Annotated in this window: 16 protein-coding genes; 10 read left to right on the forward strand and 6 right to left on the reverse strand. The window is 38.2% G+C overall.

Annotated elements, in window-relative coordinates; translation table 11 throughout:
- Positions 1–53 precede the first annotated feature (53 nt).
- The 4 genes from ACOKFG_RS04905 to ACOKFG_RS04920 all read left to right on the forward strand — a co-directional run bounded on the left by ACOKFG_RS04905 (position 54) and on the right by ACOKFG_RS04920 (position 2,898).
- The gene (locus ACOKFG_RS04905; RefSeq protein WP_299486622.1) at positions 54–1,193 is read left to right on the forward strand and encodes an Mrp/NBP35 family ATP-binding protein; all 1,140 of its coding nucleotides are present in this window, start codon (positions 54–56) and stop codon (positions 1,191–1,193) included.
- Between the two features lie 2 nt (positions 1,194–1,195).
- Positions 1,196–1,435 (forward strand): NifU family protein, encoded by a 240-nt coding sequence (locus tag ACOKFG_RS04910; protein WP_298793451.1) that lies wholly within the window; start codon positions 1,196–1,198, stop codon positions 1,433–1,435.
- A gap of 69 nt (positions 1,436–1,504) precedes the next feature.
- On the forward strand, positions 1,505–2,563 hold the full coding sequence (locus ACOKFG_RS04915) for an NAD(P)/FAD-dependent oxidoreductase (RefSeq protein WP_298793452.1): 1,059 nt from the start codon (positions 1,505–1,507) through the stop codon (positions 2,561–2,563).
- A gap of 2 nt (positions 2,564–2,565) precedes the next feature.
- The gene (locus ACOKFG_RS04920) at positions 2,566–2,898 is read left to right on the forward strand and encodes a 2Fe-2S iron-sulfur cluster-binding protein (RefSeq protein WP_298793453.1); all 333 of its coding nucleotides are present in this window, start codon (positions 2,566–2,568) and stop codon (positions 2,896–2,898) included.
- Between the two features lie 52 nt (positions 2,899–2,950).
- Here the strand turns inward: ACOKFG_RS04920 and ACOKFG_RS04925 are convergent, their stop codons facing one another.
- Complete coding sequence (locus ACOKFG_RS04925; protein WP_422861944.1) at positions 2,951–3,904, reverse strand: GntR family transcriptional regulator; 954 nt, start codon at positions 3,902–3,904, stop codon at positions 2,951–2,953.
- 117 nt (positions 3,905–4,021) lie between these two features.
- Between ACOKFG_RS04925 and ACOKFG_RS04930 the strand changes: the two genes are divergently transcribed.
- Positions 4,022–5,908 carry a hypothetical protein gene (locus ACOKFG_RS04930; protein WP_422861945.1) on the forward strand — a complete coding sequence of 629 codons (1,887 nt, stop codon included), beginning with the start codon at positions 4,022–4,024 and terminating at the stop codon, positions 5,906–5,908.
- Between the two features lie 55 nt (positions 5,909–5,963).
- Here ACOKFG_RS04930 and ACOKFG_RS04935 read toward each other — a convergent pair whose 3' ends face one another.
- Positions 5,964–7,700, reverse strand: a complete 1,737-nt coding sequence (locus ACOKFG_RS04935; protein ID WP_422861946.1) for an ABC transporter ATP-binding protein — start codon at positions 7,698–7,700, stop codon at positions 5,964–5,966.
- Positions 7,701–7,832: 132 nt separating this feature from the next.
- On the opposite strand from ACOKFG_RS04935, the gene ACOKFG_RS04940 reads away from it, so the two are divergent.
- The 3 genes from ACOKFG_RS04940 to ACOKFG_RS04950 all read left to right on the forward strand — a co-directional run bounded on the left by ACOKFG_RS04940 (position 7,833) and on the right by ACOKFG_RS04950 (position 11,324).
- Positions 7,833–8,879: a TPM domain-containing protein gene (locus ACOKFG_RS04940; RefSeq protein WP_422861947.1), complete on the forward strand. Its 1,047-nt coding sequence runs from the start codon at positions 7,833–7,835 to the stop codon at positions 8,877–8,879.
- A gap of 62 nt (positions 8,880–8,941) precedes the next feature.
- On the forward strand, positions 8,942–9,151 hold the full coding sequence (locus tag ACOKFG_RS04945; protein ID WP_422861948.1) for an alkylphosphonate utilization protein: 210 nt from the start codon (positions 8,942–8,944) through the stop codon (positions 9,149–9,151).
- A 4-nt stretch (positions 9,152–9,155) separates the two neighbouring features.
- On the forward strand, positions 9,156–11,324 hold the full coding sequence (locus ACOKFG_RS04950; protein ID WP_422861949.1) for an acylase: 2,169 nt from the start codon (positions 9,156–9,158) through the stop codon (positions 11,322–11,324).
- Here ACOKFG_RS04950 and ACOKFG_RS04955 read toward each other — a convergent pair whose 3' ends face one another.
- On the reverse strand, positions 11,325–11,972 hold the full coding sequence (locus tag ACOKFG_RS04955) for a hypothetical protein (RefSeq protein WP_298793460.1): 648 nt from the start codon (positions 11,970–11,972) through the stop codon (positions 11,325–11,327).
- 197 nt (positions 11,973–12,169) lie between these two features.
- Between ACOKFG_RS04955 and ACOKFG_RS04960 the strand changes: the two genes are divergently transcribed.
- On the forward strand, positions 12,170–13,432 hold the full coding sequence (locus ACOKFG_RS04960) for an aminotransferase class V-fold PLP-dependent enzyme (protein ID WP_299171822.1): 1,263 nt from the start codon (positions 12,170–12,172) through the stop codon (positions 13,430–13,432).
- A gap of 13 nt (positions 13,433–13,445) precedes the next feature.
- Here the strand turns inward: ACOKFG_RS04960 and ACOKFG_RS04965 are convergent, their stop codons facing one another.
- From ACOKFG_RS04965 to ACOKFG_RS04975, 3 genes are all read right to left on the reverse strand, one after another.
- The gene (locus ACOKFG_RS04965) at positions 13,446–14,579 is read right to left on the reverse strand and encodes an acyltransferase family protein (RefSeq protein WP_299171824.1); all 1,134 of its coding nucleotides are present in this window, start codon (positions 14,577–14,579) and stop codon (positions 13,446–13,448) included.
- 97 nt (positions 14,580–14,676) lie between these two features.
- A complete protein-coding gene (locus ACOKFG_RS04970) occupies positions 14,677–15,837 on the reverse strand; it encodes a helix-turn-helix domain-containing protein (protein WP_299171827.1) in 1,161 nt (386 codons plus the stop codon).
- Between the two features lies 1 nt (position 15,838).
- A complete protein-coding gene (locus tag ACOKFG_RS04975; RefSeq protein ID WP_298793464.1) occupies positions 15,839–16,735 on the reverse strand; it encodes a metallophosphoesterase in 897 nt (298 codons plus the stop codon).
- 114 nt (positions 16,736–16,849) lie between these two features.
- On the opposite strand from ACOKFG_RS04975, the gene ACOKFG_RS04980 reads away from it, so the two are divergent.
- Entirely contained in the window at positions 16,850–19,228 is a 2,379-nt protein-coding gene (locus ACOKFG_RS04980; RefSeq protein WP_299486602.1) for a GAF domain-containing protein, read from the forward strand.
- Positions 19,229–19,230 lie beyond the last annotated feature (2 nt).

The raw sequence follows: 19,230 nt of genomic DNA on the forward strand, positions 1-19,230 counted from the left end.
CGTATCTTTGTAATTTAGAATAAGTTTAAACGACTGCAATAAAAATAGGATTGATGAAGCTGAATAAAGCAGATATTCTTAAAGCATTGGAAAACATTTCCGCTCCCGGAGAAGGCCAAAATTTGGTGGAGAGCGGTGCGGTGACTAATGTTCAAGTGTTTGGTGATGAAGTTGAGGTGGATGTGACCATAAAAAACCCAAGTTTACAAGCCAAAAAGAAGACCGAGGTTGAAATTTTAAAGATCATACACAGAGAGGTTTACGAAAAAGCCAAGATAAAGGTCAACCTTAAGGTTGATGCGCCCGCCAAACCCAAGGTCAATCAAATCAAAGGAAATCCGATTCCCGGAATTCAAAATATTATTGCTGTAGCCTCCGGTAAAGGAGGTGTAGGGAAATCTACTGTTACAGCAAACCTTGCAGTCACATTGGCAAAAATGGGCTTTAGGGTAGGCTTATTGGATACGGATATTTATGGGCCTTCTATGCCCATTATGTTCGATGTTGCTTTGGAAAAACCACTTTCGGTAAATGTTAATGGTAAGTCCAAAATGAAACCGGTGGAAAATTATGGCGTAAAGCTTTTGTCCATTGGATTTTTTACCCAACCTAATCAAGCGGTGATATGGAGAGGACCTATGGCTTCTAAAGCGCTGAACCAGATGATTTTTGATGCCCATTGGGGAGAACTGGACTTTCTTTTATTGGATTTGCCTCCAGGAACTGGGGATATCCACTTGAGTATCATGCAATCTTTACCCGTTACCGGGGCCGTTGTAGTAAGTACCCCGCAAGAAATTGCGTTGGCCGATGCACGAAAAGGAGTGGCTATGTTCCAGCAAGAATCTATTAGTGTTCCAGTGCTGGGAATTGTGGAAAACATGGCTTACTTTACACCAGCGGAATTGCCTAACAACAAATACCATATCTTTGGAAAGGATGGGGCCAAAAACTTAGCAGAGGATTTGGATACACCATTTTTAGGTGAAATCCCATTGGTGCAGAGCATTCGGGAAGCAGGAGATATAGGGAGACCAGCAGCATTACAGACTGCTACACCTATTGAAGAAGCATTTGAGGAATTGACCAAAAATGTGGTGCAAGAGTTGGTTAGAAGGAATACCGATCTGCCACCAACCGAAGCAATAAAAATTACAACAATGGCAGGTTGTGCTGCCGTTAAAAAGAAATGAGCATGACATCAGAAGAGATTAAAAACAATGTTGAAAAAGCTTTGGATGAAATAAGACCATTTCTTCAAAGCGATGGAGGAGATATTTCGTTGATTTCAATAGATAATGACAGCTCCGTAAAAGTGAAGCTGGAAGGTAATTGCATAGGGTGTAGTGTCAACCAAATGACCCTAAAAAGTGGGGTGGAAATGACCATTAAAAAGTATGTGCCCCAGATTGAAGAAGTTATCAATGTAAGTTAGGCTGATAAAAATCATAAATCTTTCCTGTTACAAATCTTAAGTTGCGCAGATATCCAAATACGATTCTGAATGATTAAAACCGATATCTTGATTATTGGAGCAGGGCCTACGGGTCTTTTTGCTGTTTTTGAAGCAGGTCTTTTGCAACTCAAATGTCATTTGATAGATGCTTTGCCCCAACCCGGAGGGCAGTGCTCGGAAATTTATCCCAAGAAACCGATTTATGATATTCCCGGATTTCCAGAAGTCTTGGCCGGCGAGCTGGTTGATAATTTAATGGAACAAATAAAGCCATTTCAACCCGGGTTCACTTTGGGTGAGCGTGCCGAGAAAATTGAAAAATTGGATGATGACACATTTCTGGTCACTACAAATAAAGGTACTCAGCATAATGCTCCAATTGTTGCAATAGCAGGAGGACTTGGTAGTTTCGAGCCTAGAAAACCTCAGTTGGAAAACCTTGCCAAGTTTGAGGATAAGGGTGTAGCCTATATGATTAAGGAACCTGAAGTATATCGCGACAAAAAAGTAGTTATTGCAGGTGGTGGAGATTCCGCTTTGGATTGGTCTATATTCTTGGCTGAATTAGCTTCAGAGGTTACGCTAGTGCATAGACGCAATGAATTTCGGGGTGCCCTGGATTCTGTAGAAAAAGTACAGCAATTAAAAAACCAGGGAAAAATCAATTTAATAACCCCCGCTGAAGTAATAGACCTCCAAGGTCAAGATCATCTTCAAAAAGTAATTGTTAGAAAAACCGATAATTCTGAAGAAATTGATCTAGAGGTAGATTATTTTATTCCGCTTTTTGGACTTTCACCTAAATTGGGCCCGATTGCCGATTGGGGACTGGAAATTGAAAAAAATGCCATAAAAGTGGACAACACTTTGGATTATCAAACCAATATTCCGGGTATTTATGCCATTGGTGATGTAAACACCTATCCCGGAAAGTTAAAACTGATTTTATGTGGGTTCCATGAAGCCACTTTGATGTGTCAAAGTGCTTATCAAAGAATCTATCCGGATAAGAAATATGTAATGAAGTATACCACGGTTGGTGGAGTTACCGGTTTTGATGGTAGTAAAAAGGAGGCCCCCAAAGCTGTAGTAAAAAGTATAGAATAAGCATGTCAGATATAAAGATAAAGATAACAGACCGTGATGGTGTGCAACACGAAATAGATGCGCCAACGGATATGAACATGAACCTTATGGAAGTGGTTCGGTCCTACGAATTGGCCCCAGAAGGTACTATCGGAATTTGCGGAGGTATGGCCATGTGTGCCTCATGTCAATGTTATGTAAAATCTGACCACCAACTCCCTGAAAAGTCGGATGATGAGGAGGCGATGTTGGCAGAAGCTTTTTTTGTAGAGGACAACAGTCGATTAGGTTGTCAACTTCACATCACTCCTGAACTTGAGGGCTTAGAAGTGGAACTTGCTCCTGAGGAAGCCTAAGACTATTTGTATACTGCTTTGATTCTAATATGGAGGAGCTAGCAGTGAACTATTAATTGATATTAATAGAGTTATACTTTGACGTATGCAGCGGAATTTTTAATGTTTGGGCGATTACTTTCCACGAAGCATCAGATATTCTAAAACGTATTAATTTTATTCTTTTATCTCTTTTTATTGTAGGCGAAGCTTGACCCCAAACTCTTGGCGATAATAATATCAATTGGTTGGTAGGATCTTTAACTAACTTAAGAAGCTCTTCGTCAATATTACTTATAAGCTTTTCTTCCAACTTAACCTCTCCCACTAGCTTTTTTACATCGTTCAAAATATTTGATGACATGTTATTTTCCAGCTCCACCAAGATCATTTTTTCGATAGTAGTTTTTGTGCTTTTTAAAAAATTTGGGTCAACTTCAATAGGAATATTTATGACTTTTTTCTTCAGTTTTTTTCCAATACGGTTGACTTCTCTTATATGAAATCCCGTGGTCATAAGTATTTCAACACTTTTAGGTATATCGGGAATTAACGACCTGTCATCATGAAGACAAACAGGGTGTATTGGGACATTCAATTTTTGAAATATTTCTTTGGTGTGGCCTTCAGCCTGATGATCTGTACATTCTAGAAAGGCATAAATGGGATTTGACTTAGATTCCGAAATCGCCAGGGCGCCAAAATAACGAAGGGCATAGTTTAGATTAAGGTCTGTATGTTTGGCAATCATGTTTTTAAGCTTACCATAGAGTTTGTTCAAGCCAATATCAAAAACATCGTTTTCGCCATTATCAATAACATAATAACCACTTCTATCTTTGGATTCGACCAGCCCAATCTTTTCCAATTCCCGATAGGCTGCTAACACGGTAAGGCGATTAACGCCCCAAATAATTTCAGCTTCCCTAACTGACGGTAATTTTTGTTGAGCAGTCCATTTTCCTGTAGCTATTTCATAAATGCAATGCTGTACAATATCCCCTAATTTACCCCTTGCAGGTTCCATTAATCTACTTATATAATTCAAATATATAAATAATAAGCAATTCTATATTGTTATAAAAATTATAACAGATTAAAATATTTTTGTATGTTTGGCGAATTAATATTCATCAATCAAAAAATGTACAGATCAATTTTAATGGGCCTACTAGTGGGCATTTTATCTTCCTGCAATTTTACGAAGGGAAAGACCATAGATTCAAACAGTAATTCGATAGAAGATGCTCATAATGCGTATTTTCAAATGGACCATGCAACTGCATATTCCATATATACCAATGTATGGAATGACACCACTCAAAATGTAGAAAATCGAAATGATGCAGGACGGTTCACGGCTAAAATGGATTGGTTATTTTATAAAAACCCGACCAAAGCATTAAAGACTATCGATTTAATTGAAAAATTAAATCATGAGCCTACGAAACTTTTTACCCTGAAAGCTAGGATTTTAGCAAATCAAACTGATTTTGACAAAGCTATTTTGGCAGCTCAAAAGGCAATTGATGTAAGTGTATCACAGATTGAAAGGTATCATGGTAAGTTTTCCTACTGTCAGCATGTATTCAACAAAATAAAACAAGATAATTGGGTCATTAAGAACAATGCAGAACTCGAAAATGCATATGCAATTATTACCGACATGGCTACCGTTGAATCTGGAGATGTGGATGTTGCAAATCTGTTTTTGGGCTATTCCCTATTACTTAACAATGGAGAAAATGCATTTAAGGGGTGGATGTCGTACTATAGACTAACAAATATCGATCAGGTCCACCCGAGTTTAGTCAATTCAATGCCCCAATTCAAAGAGTCCTTCCTACAGTATAAACAGGATACTATGTCCAAAGACAATGTGATAAGAATGATTAAGGGTTTGGCGGAATCGGGATTTTATGAATATGCTTTCCTTGTAAAAACTATTCACCCTGAGCTAAATCTTAATGATGATAAGGAGCTAAATCAATTTTTTCACTACCATAATTTTTTACAAAAAATTGACAAACACACAACTGATTTTTATTTGAAAATAGTTGAAGGAACAGATGACAGAGATATTTACAAAGATTCTTTGATTAAGGAGGCAATTGAATTATGGGACAGCTTAGTTTGGGAAACTAAAAAACCACCATTTTCTAAAGAACTCTTCGAAAAAGAAATCAACAAGAGATTTAAAGCGATTTTTAATTTGATGTCTGCCAATGGGTATTTCGGATTGCATATGGGACATGTGGTATTAGATGACAGGAGAGTTATAACCCAATATAGTGAAAGTGCAGATTTCAGATACATTTCAATTGATCATATGATTTCCAATGGGTATTCAGGATGGTTCTGGGATGGTCAAGCTGAAACTGGAGGTTGGGCCAATGATGACGAGTCTTTTCTACAAGTCCGCAGTGCTTATACCTCTGGCCCGATTAGGACTTGGCAAAAACTCGCAGATTCTTTAGGGGTCGTTAAAATTGAAAAAAGAATTAAAGAAGCAACAATATCTGATGACTCATTGGCAATAAATGACCCCCATACTTTTCTTCCAGGGTTAAGTGCTAGAATTGATTACTATCAATCTAAAAAGCTATTGGATTCATTAAAAAATTCTGGAATCCAAGGTGATGAATTAAGATTAAATTTTATTAATTCACTTGAGGAAATAGTACGGGGAGCAAGTATATATGCGCATGAAGGAAGACATGCTATTGATAAAAAAATGAACTATTCAAGAAAATCGGAAAAACTGGAATACACGGCTAAATTATCGGAAGTTTATTTTTCAGAAAAACCGATGTGGTCCTTTAATGCCATTATGAGTAGAAACATAGGAGACAATACGTCCCATGGGCAAGCTAATTTAAAAGTAATAGAAGGGCTCGTAAACTGGATGGATCAAAACAAGGAAAATCTATCCATGGTTGATGCAAACCGACCACTGCTGCCCCAAATAGATAAGCTAACAGATATGCAATTAAAAAAAGCAATAAGATCATTAGACCCTTTGGCAAATTAAAGGATTGAAAATGCACCAAATATATGTTTGGACTAATGCAGAAATAATCTGGTTTTTATATCCTAGCCTGATAGGTAAAGAGATTATAATACCTTCCTTCGGAAGCTATCAATTCTTCGTGGGTGCCTTGTTCTGCAATTCGCCCATTTTCAATCACTAAAATCTGGTCAGCTTTTCTAATTGTACTTAGACGGTGGGCAATAACAAAGGTTGTTCTGCCTTTGGTAAGTTCGGCCAGACTTTTTTGAATCAAAGCCTCTGACTCAGTGTCCAAATTTGAAGTAGCTTCATCTAAAATCAATATTCTTGGGTCTGCCAAAACAGCTCTGGCTATTGCGATACGTTGGCGTTGTCCTCCAGACAATTTTACGCCTCTTTCACCAATTAAAGTATCCAATCCTTCATCAAACCGATTGGTGAACTCATCGACATATGCTGCTTTTACTGCTTTTTGCAATTGATCCTCGGAAGCATTTGGCCTAGGAAACAGGATATTTTCTTTGATAGTTCCCTCAAACAAAAAATCATCTTGTAAGACTACACCTAAATGCTGTCTAAAACTGTTCAGATTCACTTTGGACATATCTTTCTCGTCAATAGTGATAGTGCCCGAATCCGGATTCAAAAAACTAGCAGCAAGTCCTGCAATCGTGGATTTTCCCGAACCTGAACTACCTACCAGAGCAATCACTTGACCCGATTTCACCTTAAAACTGATATCGTGCAAAACTTCTTTATCCTCTTCATAAGCGAATGAGACATTGTTAAAGTTCATATCCCCATGAACGGATTTCAAGGTATTTGTGCGTTCTGTCTGGTCGGCCTCAGGAACCATGTTCATGAGCTCTTCAGTTCGGTCCAGACCGGCCAAAGCTTCGGTAAGTTGGCTCCCAATATTGCTCATTTGAACAATGGGTGCAATCATTAACCCCAGCAATACAGTAAATTCTACAAACTCACCAATGGTAAGATTATCTTGAATAATCATATAACCTCCAAATCCCATAACACTTGTGGTGGCAACACCCAATAAAAAGGTAGAAGAGCTGGTCATGAACGCAGTGGTGGTCAAACTCTTTTTTACATTTTGGTATAAACGGTCTACCCCTGTTTCAAAAACGGCATGTTCTTGTTGCTCCGCATTAAATCCTTTTATCACTCTGATTCCACCTAATGTTTCAGTCAACCTACCTTTTACTTCGGCATTTATTTTACCACGATCTCTAAAAATCGGACGGATAATTTTAAAGGCTTTTAAAGCAATAATTGAAAAAATAATCAATGGGATAAAGGTGAACAAGGTCATAAAAACACTAATATCCAATAGGAGAATCAACGAAACTACTGCAGTTATTACGCCTCCCACAAGTTGAACAAGGCCTGTGCCGACAAGATTTCGAACGCCTTCCACATCAGACATGATCCGAGAAACAAGCGCACCCGATTTTGTGTTGTCGAAAAAACGAATAGGCAATGAAAGCACCTTTTTTTGCACTTGGGCCCGAAGTTCTGAAATCAAATACTGTGCTTGCACACTAAGAATCCGGGTTAGCAAAAATGAAGTTACAGCTTGCACGAAAATGGCCAACATTACACCACCTACCAAATATTTGAGCATGTTAATATCCTTATTTACAATTACATCATCGATAAGATGTTTTGATGCAATTGGTGCTACGAAACTCGCTGCTTTGCTAATGGCAATCAGGAACAGGCCTATAAATACCAATTTCCTTTTGGGCCAAATAATCGTTTTAAATGCGGTAAGAATACTTACTTTTTTCTCTGACATAAAACTTTTAAAAGAAGGTACAAGTTAGTAGAAATAATACGGACATAAAACCATTAGTGCAGTTTGTACAATGGAGGTATAAGAAGAGCACAACATATTGTATATTTAAATGTTTCTGACCAAAAATCACCAATGAAAAAGCCTCTTCTTCTTTTACTGTTGTTTGTTTTCTCGGTTACAGGCTTTGGGCAGGAAAGCTATCTGCAATTAGAGGAAATTGTCACGGATAGTGCCGATATTTTTTCAATAGAAGAAATGGAGGGGCTAAAATCCAAACTCACCCAGTTTGAAACGGAAACTACAAATCAATTGGTAATCCTTACCATAAATGCATTGGGTAATACAACAATCGAGGAATATGCCAACGGTACGTTCAACCAAAACAAGTTGGGACAAAAAGAAAAAGACAATGGCATTCTAATTCTTTTTGCCAAAGATGACCGTGAGGTTCGTATTGAAGTTGGCTATGGGTTGGAACCCTATATCACAGATGCGGTTGCTTCTGGTATTATCAGAAATACCATGATTCCACAGTTCAAGGAAGAGCATTATTTTGAAGGATTGGACTTGGCCATGGATCAGTTGATTGAATTTTTGAAAAATCCAGAAGCACTTGATGAATTCAAAAAAGAACTGGAATCGGAAAATGAAATAGGTTGGGGCATTGGAATTTTTATCAGTCTTTTTCTTTTGGTATTTGTGGGAGCGGGAGGTTTTATTTTAATAAAGACCTATTCAGGCATGATTGAAGCATTTCGAGGAATGCTTATTGGAAAACTTGGGATTTTGCAGGGTGTTTTTATGGTGATTTTTCAACTACTTCCCATACTCTTTTCGTCGGTCTTTATACTGATGCCGCTGTTCTTTGCCATTGAAATATTTGGTTTAGGAATCAATCTTGAGGATTATACCTATTTACTCGACGATTTTTCCTGGGTGTATTATCTTATTGCGGGATTTTTTGGATTCACACTTCTATTGGCGGGTGCGAAAATTTTGATAAAAGGAAAAGAGGATTTCAAGCTTTCACTGATTAAAAGTGATAGCAAGTATATGAGTAAAACTTTCTCATCGGGCGGAAGCCATTCCTTTGGCTCTGGTTCATCCGGTGGGAGTTCAAGTAGTTTTTCGGGAGGTGGAGGAAGCTCAGGCGGAGGAGGAGCGAGTGGAAGTTGGTGATCTTCCATATCAATTAGTAATTCAGTGACATTTGCTGTACTTTAACCATCTAAATTATAGATATGGATGCCAAGGACAGCAATGGAAATATTCTTGAAGACGGAGACAACATTCACGTCATCAAAGATTTGAAGATCAAGGGTATGTCTAAGGTGCTCAAAAGAGGGAATATTATCAAAAATATTCGCCTAACAGATAATCCACAAGAAGTAGAATGTAGAATTGGAAAATCCCAAATAGTATTGAAGACCCAGTTTCTTAAAAAAGCATAACACAATGAGAATTTTACTGATAATGGCATTGTTCACTTTAGTGAACTGCACTTCAAAACCACAAACCGAAGTTGAAAAATGGCAATCCCAAGCGGAAAATATCACTATAATCAGAGATGATTTTGGTGTGCCTCACATTTATGGAAAAACTGATGCTGACGCTGTTTTTGGATTGCTTTACGCCCAATGTGAAGATGATTTTAACCGCGTGGAGCAAAATTACATTTGGGCAACCGGGAGGCTGGCGGAGGTTGAAGGTGAAGATGCACTATATAGCGACTTAAGGGCACGTCTGTTTATGACAAAGGAAGAAGCTATTGCCAATTACGAAAAGAGCCCAGAATGGCTTAAAAAACTTTGTGATGCTTTTGCCGATGGAATCAATTATTATTTGCACACCCATCCCAAGGTGAAACCCAAACTTTTGACACGATTTGAACCTTGGATGCCGATGTATTTTAGTGAGGGAAGTATAGGTGGGGATATTGAACGGATTTCAGTCCGAAAAATCAAAGCATTTTATGAAAGCGGCATGGAAATTCCAGAAATGGAAGCGCTTAAATTGGAAAAAGAAAAAGAGATGGCAGAACCTCAAGGTTCCAACGGAATTGCAATTTCTGGGGAATTGACACAATCTGGTAACGCGATGCTTCTGATAAATCCACACACCTCTTTTTATTTCCGTGGGGAGGTCCATGTAGTAAGCGAAGAAGGATTAAATGCATACGGTGCGGTAACTTGGGGGCAATTTTTTGTGTACCAGGGGTTCAATGAAAAAACGGGTTGGATGCATACATCCACCTATACTGATGTGATGGATGAGTATAAAGAAACTATCGTTAAAAACGGTGATAATCTTTTTTACCATTACGGAGAAGAACTGCGACTAGTTGGCGCTTCAGAGGTAACCTTAAAATATAAAGATGGCGATGCCATCAAGGAAAAGACCTTCCCAATGCACCATACCCATCACGGACCGATTACTCATGCAGTTGATGGACAATGGACTGCTTCCGCAATGATGTGGGAGCCTGTTAAGGCGTTGGAGCAATCTTTCATCCGGACCAAGCAAAATGGCTATGATGGTTTTCGAAAAATGATGGATATCCGGACCAACTCTTCCAACAATACCGTCTATGCAGATACGGAAGGTAATATTGCTTATTTCCACGGGAATTTTGTTCCAAAAAGGGATACAAGCTTTGATTTCACTAAACCAGTGGATGGAAGTAATCCCCTTACCGATTGGAAAGGTTTGCATACCGTTGACGAGAATATTTTGGTGTTGAATCCCAAAAATGGATGGATTCAAAATTGTAATTCCACGCCCTATACATCAGCATTGGATAACAGCCCTAAACGAAGTGATTATCCAAAATATATGTCTCGCGATCAAGAAAACTTCAGGGGAGTGCATGCTATTGAATTGTTAACCGACCGAAGTGAATATACTCTGGATAGCTTGATTCAACTGGCACATGACCCATATCTGCCGGCTTTTGAAGTATTGATTCCTGGATTAATTAAGGCGTATGATCAAGCTCAAGGACCAAGAACAATAGAAGGGGCAATAAGTTTACTTAGGAATTGGGACTTTAGAACCTCCAAGGAGTCGGTAGCAATGACCCTTGCACACTATTATGGAACAATCTGTTTTGCAAAAGCAGAAAGACCAGAAGGAATGTATGCCATGCAACTGATGGAACATTGGGGAAGCGATAATTTTCCGCAAAAAAACAAAATCAATCTTTTTCAAGAAACTTTGGAAAAGCTCGAGGCCGATTTTGGAACTTGGGAAATGCCGTGGGGAGAAGTAAATCGGTATCAAAGGTTAAATGGTGATATCCGACAACCATTTGATGACGCTAAACCCAGCATGCCAATTGGCTTTGCTAGCGGAAGGTGGGGCGCATTGGCAGCCTATGGGGCAAGGTACAATAACAACACAAAGAAGATTTATGGCACACGAGGTAACAGCTTCGTTGCCGCTGTAGAATTTGGAGAAAAAGTGAAGGCAAAGACCATTTTGGCCGGCGGACAGAGCGGAGATCCAGACTCACCTCATTTTGATGATCAGATTCAACGATATGCAAATGTTGAATGGAAAGATGCCGCATACTACAAGGAAGATGTACTAAAAAGGGCAGTAAGAACTTACCAACCTGGGGAATAATTATTCCGCTTCTTTGACCACTATAATGCTAGCTTTGTCTTTAATTCGAAGATTCCAAAAATTATTATATAACACTTTGTTTTCTGCATCAATTATAACAAATTGTGCAGTATTATAACCAACTTCTCCTTGATTAAGAGCTTCAAATTCAAATAAATTAAATCCTTCTTGAAGTGTTGCATTTACTTTTTTAAATGCTCCTGATAATAAAATGTTCTTATAAACAACGGTTTGGTCATGGAAAAGTCGAATTCTATCTCCATCAACTCTCCCAAAATCCCTAATGATTATTTGAACTGCATTCGATTTGGTATTGACATCACCAAAATGAATGTCACCTCCAGCAAGTTCACTTACCTTACTTTCATCGTAATTTTCAAGAAATCGTGGTCTTATTTTTAAATCAAACCCAGCTTGCTTTAGATTTCTGTCAGGTAACATTTTCACCTCGGGCGTATTATTTTTGGATGTCAGGTTCTCGTCAATTACCGAAGGAATACGTAATGAAGTACCTTGATTACTGGATTTAATATCCAAGTTGTTGTTCTCTCCTATTTTTAAAGGTCGAGTGGTAGGAATATCGCCTTGAGCCTGCAGAGCAGAAGCTCCAAAGACCAAAAAGGATAACAATAGAACAAGATTTTTCATAGCAACTTGGTCGATACGTTGATTTAAAGTTAACAAATACCTTGCCACAGGAGTGATAAATAGCTGTTAAATGTGTTCAATTTTCGATATAAGGGGAGTCCTCAAATCTCTTTCTGGATAAAACTTGGACATCTGCAGTCGAATATCGTAACTTAATGGTTTACAAGTTTTAGGGGTATTTTGAAATTCATAAGGATATGGAAAAAAGACAATTTTTAAGGTATTTGGGCGGAGCCAGTATGGTGGTGCCTTTTCTACCTATTGCAGCCCACGGGCAAAACAAATCAAAAGAACTTCCTTATCCACATCCGGAAGAAGATGGGTTCTGGGAACGTATCAGACAAGACTTTAAGCTAAAGCCTGATTATATCAATTTGGAAAATGGTTATTACTGCATTACCCCGACTCCCGTATTGAACAAATTATGGGAACATACCCAAATGGTAAATTATGAGGGTTCCTATTATATGCGTACCGTACAATGGGAAAATAAGGAACAAGTAGCCTCTAAATTGGCATCATTCGTAGGATGTGACCCTGAAACTTTGATAATTACCAGAAACACTACAGAATCTTTGGATCTTGTTATTGGAGGTTTTCCCTGGAAGGAAGGGGATGAAGCAATTTTTGCACATCAGGATTATGGCGCTATGCGAGATCACTTCGACCTGATACAGAATCGGTATGGAGTGGTTTGTAAAGTGATTTCCGTGCCAAATCACCCCGAATCGGACGAAGAAATAGTTGCTTTGTATGAATCACAGATAACGCCAAGGACAAAATTGTTGATGGTTTGTCATATGATCAATATTACCGGACACATACTTCCTATTCGCAAAATCTGTGATATGGCTCACAAACATGGAGTGGAGGTAATGGTGGATGGAGCCCATGCCGTAGGTCATATTGATGTTAATATTTCGGAATTGAATTGCGATTATTATGGGTCAAGCCTTCACAAATGGCTGAATGCTCCGTTAGGGGTGGGCTTGCTGCATGTTGCCAAAAAGAACATTCCCAAAATATGGCCCTTGTTTGCAGAGCATGGAAGGGAACCGCAAGATATTCTTCGGTTAAATCATACAGGAACCAATCCGGTACAAATTTATTTAGCAATTAACGAAGCCTTGGATTATTTGCATAAAATGGGAATTCATCGGAAGGAAAAACGGCTACGATATTTACAACGGTATTGGAGCAATGAGCTTCGAAATATACCCAATATTGTGGTTAACACACCTGTGGAAGAACATCGGAGCTGTGGTATTGCCAATGTTGGAATCTCACATATGAAACCCAAAGACTTGGCAGAAACCTTGCTCGAAGAATTCAAGATTTGGACAGTTGCCATTGATGAAGGCAATGTGGTTGGTTGTCGAATTACCCCGAATATTTATACCACCACTAAAGAACTTGATGTCTTTGTTGATGCCATGAAAACTTTGGCAAAACGTGTTTAATAACTCCGAAAAATTAAGTTTTTACTGTACTTTTTTTCAATCCAAACAAAGGATGTAGGAAGGATATTCGAAGAATAATTAAATCATAAATAAGCCAGCTTAACCCAAAAGTCCCAGCTATTAGGATAAAGCTTTTGGGTAACAATCCCCAATCCATATCAATTAGATAATAGGCTATTGCCACAGTAATGGTTTGGTGCAAAATGTAAAAGGGATACACTGCCCTGTTGGCATAAGTCAATTTTCCACTCGGTTTATTGAGATATTGAGCAGCATAGGCAAAAAGGACCAGAATCCAGGACCAAATGTTTGTTACTTTTAAAAGGGCCTCTGTGCAATGAACTACATACCCATCCTCCAAAAAGAGCCATATTAAAACCTGACCTGAAAAGGCAATCATGCCAAGGGCAAGCGCTTTCTTTTTTATGTTTTGAAGACTGGCCCAGAACATATTCCCGCTTCGTACCAAAACAAACCCATAGAAAAAAAGCACCATGCTAAAACTGAAGTTGAACCAGTCGTCTATCAAGGCATGTGTAATATCAAAAAAGGGCTCAACAAAAACTTCAAGCAGGTACAAGGGAACAATAAAAATGTAAAGACCTAACGGTTTTTGAATCCATTTTTGGATCCATTCAATGAATTTACTGTTCTGGCGTCTCAGGTATACCAATAATGGTGAAAGCACCAAGGAGAATAGGAAAAGATAAGGCAGAAACCATAAATGGTGCCAGCTTATATTTCCCTCTGGATAGATGCCTTCGAAGGCGATCGTTGAGTAATACTCCAAAAAAGAACCGGAAAATTGTCCGTTTGCCAATCGTTCAAAATATACTTGGGGAGGAACAATTAATAGCATGCCAACACCTAAGGGAATACCCAGACGTAGATAGCGTTCCAAATTAAATTTCCAGACACTTCTTTTGCCCAAGGCATAGTATGTGCCCATCCCGGAAATAACAAATAGAATAGGTAAACGCCATTGGTTGAGAAATATCATGGGCCACCGCAACCAATCATACAGTACACTATTTTTGACATGCCATCCCCATGGAACAAAGAACATGCCCACATGATAGAAAATAAGTAGTGCAAAAACAATTACTCTGAGCCAATCTAGATCGTACCGCCTGATGTGATTTTTCATGATGAATAAACTTTGGGCAAAGATTGGGGATGCCTTTGAAAAGTATCCGATTTTTACGGGACGATACGTCTTGAATTGTAATTCTGGAGAAAAAAACCTAGGTTTTTTGTTTTAAGAAAGCAGAAGGAGAATGCCCTGTGTGCTTTTTAAAGGCATTGTAAAATGCTGATTTTGAGCTAAATCCAACTAAATTGCCTATAGCTTCAATCGTCAAGTTAGAAAAAGAAGAGTCTCGCAGTCTTTCCTTGGCACTGTTTACTCTTTTTTGATTTAGATAGTCATTAAAATTGAATCCGGTTTCCATATTAATGGATCTGGAAAGGGAATTTGGACTGATTTCCAGTTTTTCGGATAAATCTTTTAGTGATGAGTTTTGATTCAAAAAGTAATCGTGCTCGGAAACATAAGCTTCTATATCTTGAAACGACAGTGAATCACTGGGGAGGGTCTCGTACTTATCCGCAATCCATGAATTTTCAAAAAATCTGGATTCCGATAAAACAAAGAAAGAACTCATAAAGGCTATTGCCCCTACAAAAATGACAATGAAATGATCACCACCATCATCCTCATATTGCAAGTAGACTGTAAAAACTATCGCCAACAATAGGATCAGTAACAAGATTGTGTTCTTGGTAAACACATACTTATCTATCTTGATTTTTTGGGTGGGTAATTTCTTCTGTTTTTTTCTTTTGTATACGATTATCCCACTGAGAATCAGGTAAAATGCGAAACTTATGAGCATAATCCAGCGGAATTCATCTTTGACCCACTGATATTCATAGGTAACCGAATCCGGAACTGCCACCATGGGAATGTTATCATGATATGCATCTAAATATGCATTTAATTTTACCGAAATTGGATTAAGAAAGTACCCCATTTGAGAGACAAAATAGAGTAAGGGAACCAGAAAGTGTACCCAGTGCTTTTTAAAGGTAATGGGTTTTCTTTTCAATAGGGAATACACAAAAAAATAGATGGTTGGTGCAATTAACAGCACAAAAACTTCTGTGGAATCATTGAAGTGTATCAAATATTTAATGAGCCCTGTATAACATAAAAGGGTGTCGGTGCATACCAGAGCTTGAAACAGCAAAGACCACCCAAATATTCGTATGGCCGAATTTTTTTTGGAACGGATAAAAATGACCAATCCCAAAAAATAGGCTTGGACAACACCCAAAAACATAATATACGAAGCAAGATTATGTCGAATGGGGATTTGATCTATAATGTGCTGAATAGTATCCATCTCACTTTTCGATGTAGTCCTTCAGTTTTTCAGGACCCTCTAATAAAACCCGAACAATCTGGAGTGTTCCATCTTCTTTGGTGGAAATATGCCACTTAATCAAAGAAATCTCTCCATTTTCGATTTCAATTCCGGTAACACTTCGAGGGTGAACACAACTTCCGTCATTAAAAAAAGGGATTTGGCCTGGTTCTGGAAATCTTGGTCTATGCGTGTGCCCCGCAATGGTTATTCTAAGGTTATTTTTCAGAATCCATTTTTTTATTCGCTTTTCAATTCGAATAAGTTCTTTATAGTTTTTAGCAGGACTAGTAGGGTCTGCAATTCCAACAACTTGTAATGGTTTCCATAGAATTCGCACTAAAAAACGTCCAATTCGCCAGCAAACATAGTTCCACCAATCAGCTTGATGACCGTGGGTACAAAATAATTCTTGCTGAGTATCTTTATGTTTTAAGATAAGTGCTTCATTATAAGTAATTCCCTGGAAAAGCTCTTTGTCGGTATCTTCTATAGGTTCAAAATAACTCGACAGATGCTTATCAACATAGGACTTTTGCCTATAAACCATATCATGGTTCCCCCATACCATATGGAGTTTATTTTCCAAATGGAATTTTCGCAATAATTGAAAGACATTCTTATGAGCTTCAAATATGGATTCGAAGTGTAAATTTTCCCAAAGCTCATCACCATCACCAAGCTCACAATACTGAAAATCATTCCTATAATAATGACTCAGTGCATGAAAATAAATATTACGGTTGTTCGCAAAATCATCGGCAAAACTGTTGTCGCCCCTATGACAATCACTGAAGAAAATAAATTTCGAATCGTCATCAAAAAGGATGGTTTTTGCCTTTTGGTACGCTCTATCTAACCTGAAACTGGAGGACATGGAACAATTTTTACTAAATATCCAAAAAATGCCAACAAATCCATAAGGATTCCCTTAACAACTGCGCATTTTTTCTTTTTGTAACTTTACAAGCTCAACCTCGACTAAGATTGTATGGAGCAGAATTACCAGGCAGAGAGTCCCATGTTGCATCTGGTTAGTTTCAACAAGTTGTTGCAACACTACGATGAACAACTAAAAGGCAAGGACAAATATCTAGCTGAAAGAGCTAAGTATATACTTGATGCACAAGCGCCGTACCCTGAACTCAGGGAGGGCTTCAGTGATCATAAACTATTGCATAAGCACAAGGATGTAATCGGCATTATTTTGGCCGATACGTTTTCACCTGTACTTACAAAAAATGAGATCAAAACGGTTTCCGTTCCGTATGAGAATTTATTCTTTAATTCTTCTGAACGTTTTCAAAGTATATTAAAAAATGCGGGTGAAGGGTTTGAACTTCAAATCCGCAATATGCCCCAGAATGTTGATTACATTATGAGGTGTACCGTGGTGTTGAGCTTTTACTACGGATTTAAACTGGATTTTAAAAGGCCATTGTTTTATGACATTCCAGATGCCAATGGTGTAATGCGGCATTATAGAATTCTTTACAATGCTGACTTTATGGAGATTGTTCCAACCGAAAAAGCGAAGGAACTTTCTCAAACAGATGTTGATGAACTACTTGAGAATTTTGACAATCTTGATCTTTGGAAAGAGAAGATTCCACCGAATAGTTTCATCTCAAAAGGATTTGTGATTTCAAATATGTTCGATGTTACCGCTGAACATTCCATCTCGGAAATTAAGTCCACCTTAATTGGAAGCAATAAAAGGGCGAATGAGAACTTTATGGACAGCTTTCAGGAAACCTTTAGGTCGCTTTTCAATCTCAGAAAAATAAATGTTGGTTTTTCAGGCTATGATTCCAATACCAATAGGTTTCTTAAAATATATGGAAAGGGAATAGAAAGTTATATCCTTAAAGGAAAGGATATGGAGTCGTGTGATCATATGTTATGCAGTTATTCGCACGAAAAGCTATTTAAGGAGAACACCTACTTTGCCATCTCCAATGTGGAAAAATATTTTAAAAGATCAAAGGGTGAACAGCCCTATAAAAACCTCCATGAGCAAGGGATAAAAAGTGCCATTTTAGCTCCCATAGCTAGTGATGGTAATTTATTGGGTGTTTTGGAGCTGGTATCTAACACCATCAACGAGTTGAACAGTATCAATGCCAATAAATTGGAAGATGTGATGCCGTTTATCGTTTCTGCAGTGCTTCGATCTATTGAAGAAGAAGAAAACCTGATCGATGCCATTATTCAGCATGAATGTACCACGGTACACTCCTCGGTGTATTGGAAATTCCAAGAAGAGGCCAAACGATTTATGGGTGATGAACTTGTAGGAAACCATCCTGTTTTTAAGGAAATCGTTTTCAAAGATGTATATCCGCTATACGGTCAAATTGATATCAAGGAGTCTTCGAAACAAAGAAACCTCTCGATTCAAAGGGACCTTATGATTCAGCTTTCTGAAATAATGGGAGTTTTGGATGTAGCGTTTAAAAAATTCAAGTTGCCCATTTATGAAGAACTCATGTTTAGGGTGAACACGTATCTTGAGGAGGTAAAAGAAGCATTATACACTCACACTGAACAAGCCATATTTGATTTTGTCAAAGAAGAAATAGCTCCCGTTTTCAAGCATTTAAAAGGGGAGAATGAAGAAATATCAATGTTGGTCGATGCTTATGAAGATCAAATAGACGAGAGTACCGAATCCTATTATGACCATCGCCGTAATTACGATAATAGTGTAATGGAGGCCAATATGGAATTGGCAGCCTTATTGGACAAAAAACAAGTAGATGCCCAAGAGATGTTCCCGCATTATTTTGAGCGTTACAAAACGGATGGGGTGGAACATAATATGTACATCGGAAGTTCTATTGCCAATGATAGAAACTTTGATGAACTTTATCTGAGCAATCTTCGATTATGGCAATTGCAGGTTATGTGCGATATGGAAAACAAGTACTACGCGCTAAAGCCTAAGTTGCCTGTAAAATTGGATGTTGCCTCCCTGATTTTAGTGTACAGTACATCATTGGCCATTCGTTTTAGAATGGATGAAAAGAGATTTGATGTTGATGGTACATACAACGCCAGATATGAGATTATCAAAAAGCGTATTGATAAGTCCTATATCAAGGGAACCAATGAACGTTTGACACAAAAAGGGAAATTGGCCATTGTCTATAGTCAAAGAAAGGACGAGAAGGAGTATATGCGCTATATCAAATTCCTAAAATCCAAAGGTTACTTTACCAACAATATCGAAATTGTAGAATTGGAAGGATTGCAAGGGGTAACCGGGTTGAAAGCCATTAGAGCTGAGATTCTCTATACGAAGGATAAGGACACCAAGTCTGAACGTACCTATACATATGAAGATTTGATGGAAGAACTTAAGTCTTAGTT

The sequence above is a fragment of the Flagellimonas rhodophyticola genome, from assembly GCF_049332665.1.
Lineage (GTDB): Bacteria > Bacteroidota > Bacteroidia > Flavobacteriales > Flavobacteriaceae > Flagellimonas.

Excerpts from the sequence above, each read along its gene's own strand:
- ACOKFG_RS04905 (WP_299486622.1), top strand. The coding sequence starts at position 54 with ATGAAGCTGAATAAAGCAGATATTCTTAAAGCATTGGAAAACATTTCC.
- ACOKFG_RS04910 (WP_298793451.1), top strand. The coding sequence starts at position 1,196 with ATGACATCAGAAGAGATTAAAAACAATGTTGAAAAAGCTTTGGATGAA.
- ACOKFG_RS04915 (WP_298793452.1), top strand. The coding sequence starts at position 1,505 with ATGATTAAAACCGATATCTTGATTATTGGAGCAGGGCCTACGGGTCTT.
- ACOKFG_RS04920 (WP_298793453.1), top strand. The coding sequence starts at position 2,566 with ATGTCAGATATAAAGATAAAGATAACAGACCGTGATGGTGTGCAACAC.
- ACOKFG_RS04925 (WP_422861944.1), bottom strand. The coding sequence starts at position 3,904 with ATGGAACCTGCAAGGGGTAAATTAGGGGATATTGTACAGCATTGCATT.
- ACOKFG_RS04930 (WP_422861945.1), top strand. The coding sequence starts at position 4,022 with ATGTACAGATCAATTTTAATGGGCCTACTAGTGGGCATTTTATCTTCC.
- ACOKFG_RS04935 (WP_422861946.1), bottom strand. The coding sequence starts at position 7,700 with ATGTCAGAGAAAAAAGTAAGTATTCTTACCGCATTTAAAACGATTATT.
- ACOKFG_RS04940 (WP_422861947.1), top strand. The coding sequence starts at position 7,833 with ATGAAAAAGCCTCTTCTTCTTTTACTGTTGTTTGTTTTCTCGGTTACA.
- ACOKFG_RS04945 (WP_422861948.1), top strand. The coding sequence starts at position 8,942 with ATGGATGCCAAGGACAGCAATGGAAATATTCTTGAAGACGGAGACAAC.
- ACOKFG_RS04950 (WP_422861949.1), top strand. The coding sequence starts at position 9,156 with ATGAGAATTTTACTGATAATGGCATTGTTCACTTTAGTGAACTGCACT.
- ACOKFG_RS04955 (WP_298793460.1), bottom strand. The coding sequence starts at position 11,972 with ATGAAAAATCTTGTTCTATTGTTATCCTTTTTGGTCTTTGGAGCTTCT.
- ACOKFG_RS04960 (WP_299171822.1), top strand. The coding sequence starts at position 12,170 with ATGGAAAAAAGACAATTTTTAAGGTATTTGGGCGGAGCCAGTATGGTG.
- ACOKFG_RS04965 (WP_299171824.1), bottom strand. The coding sequence starts at position 14,579 with ATGAAAAATCACATCAGGCGGTACGATCTAGATTGGCTCAGAGTAATT.
- ACOKFG_RS04970 (WP_299171827.1), bottom strand. The coding sequence starts at position 15,837 with ATGGATACTATTCAGCACATTATAGATCAAATCCCCATTCGACATAAT.
- ACOKFG_RS04975 (WP_298793464.1), bottom strand. The coding sequence starts at position 16,735 with ATGTCCTCCAGTTTCAGGTTAGATAGAGCGTACCAAAAGGCAAAAACC.
- ACOKFG_RS04980 (WP_299486602.1), top strand. The coding sequence starts at position 16,850 with ATGGAGCAGAATTACCAGGCAGAGAGTCCCATGTTGCATCTGGTTAGT.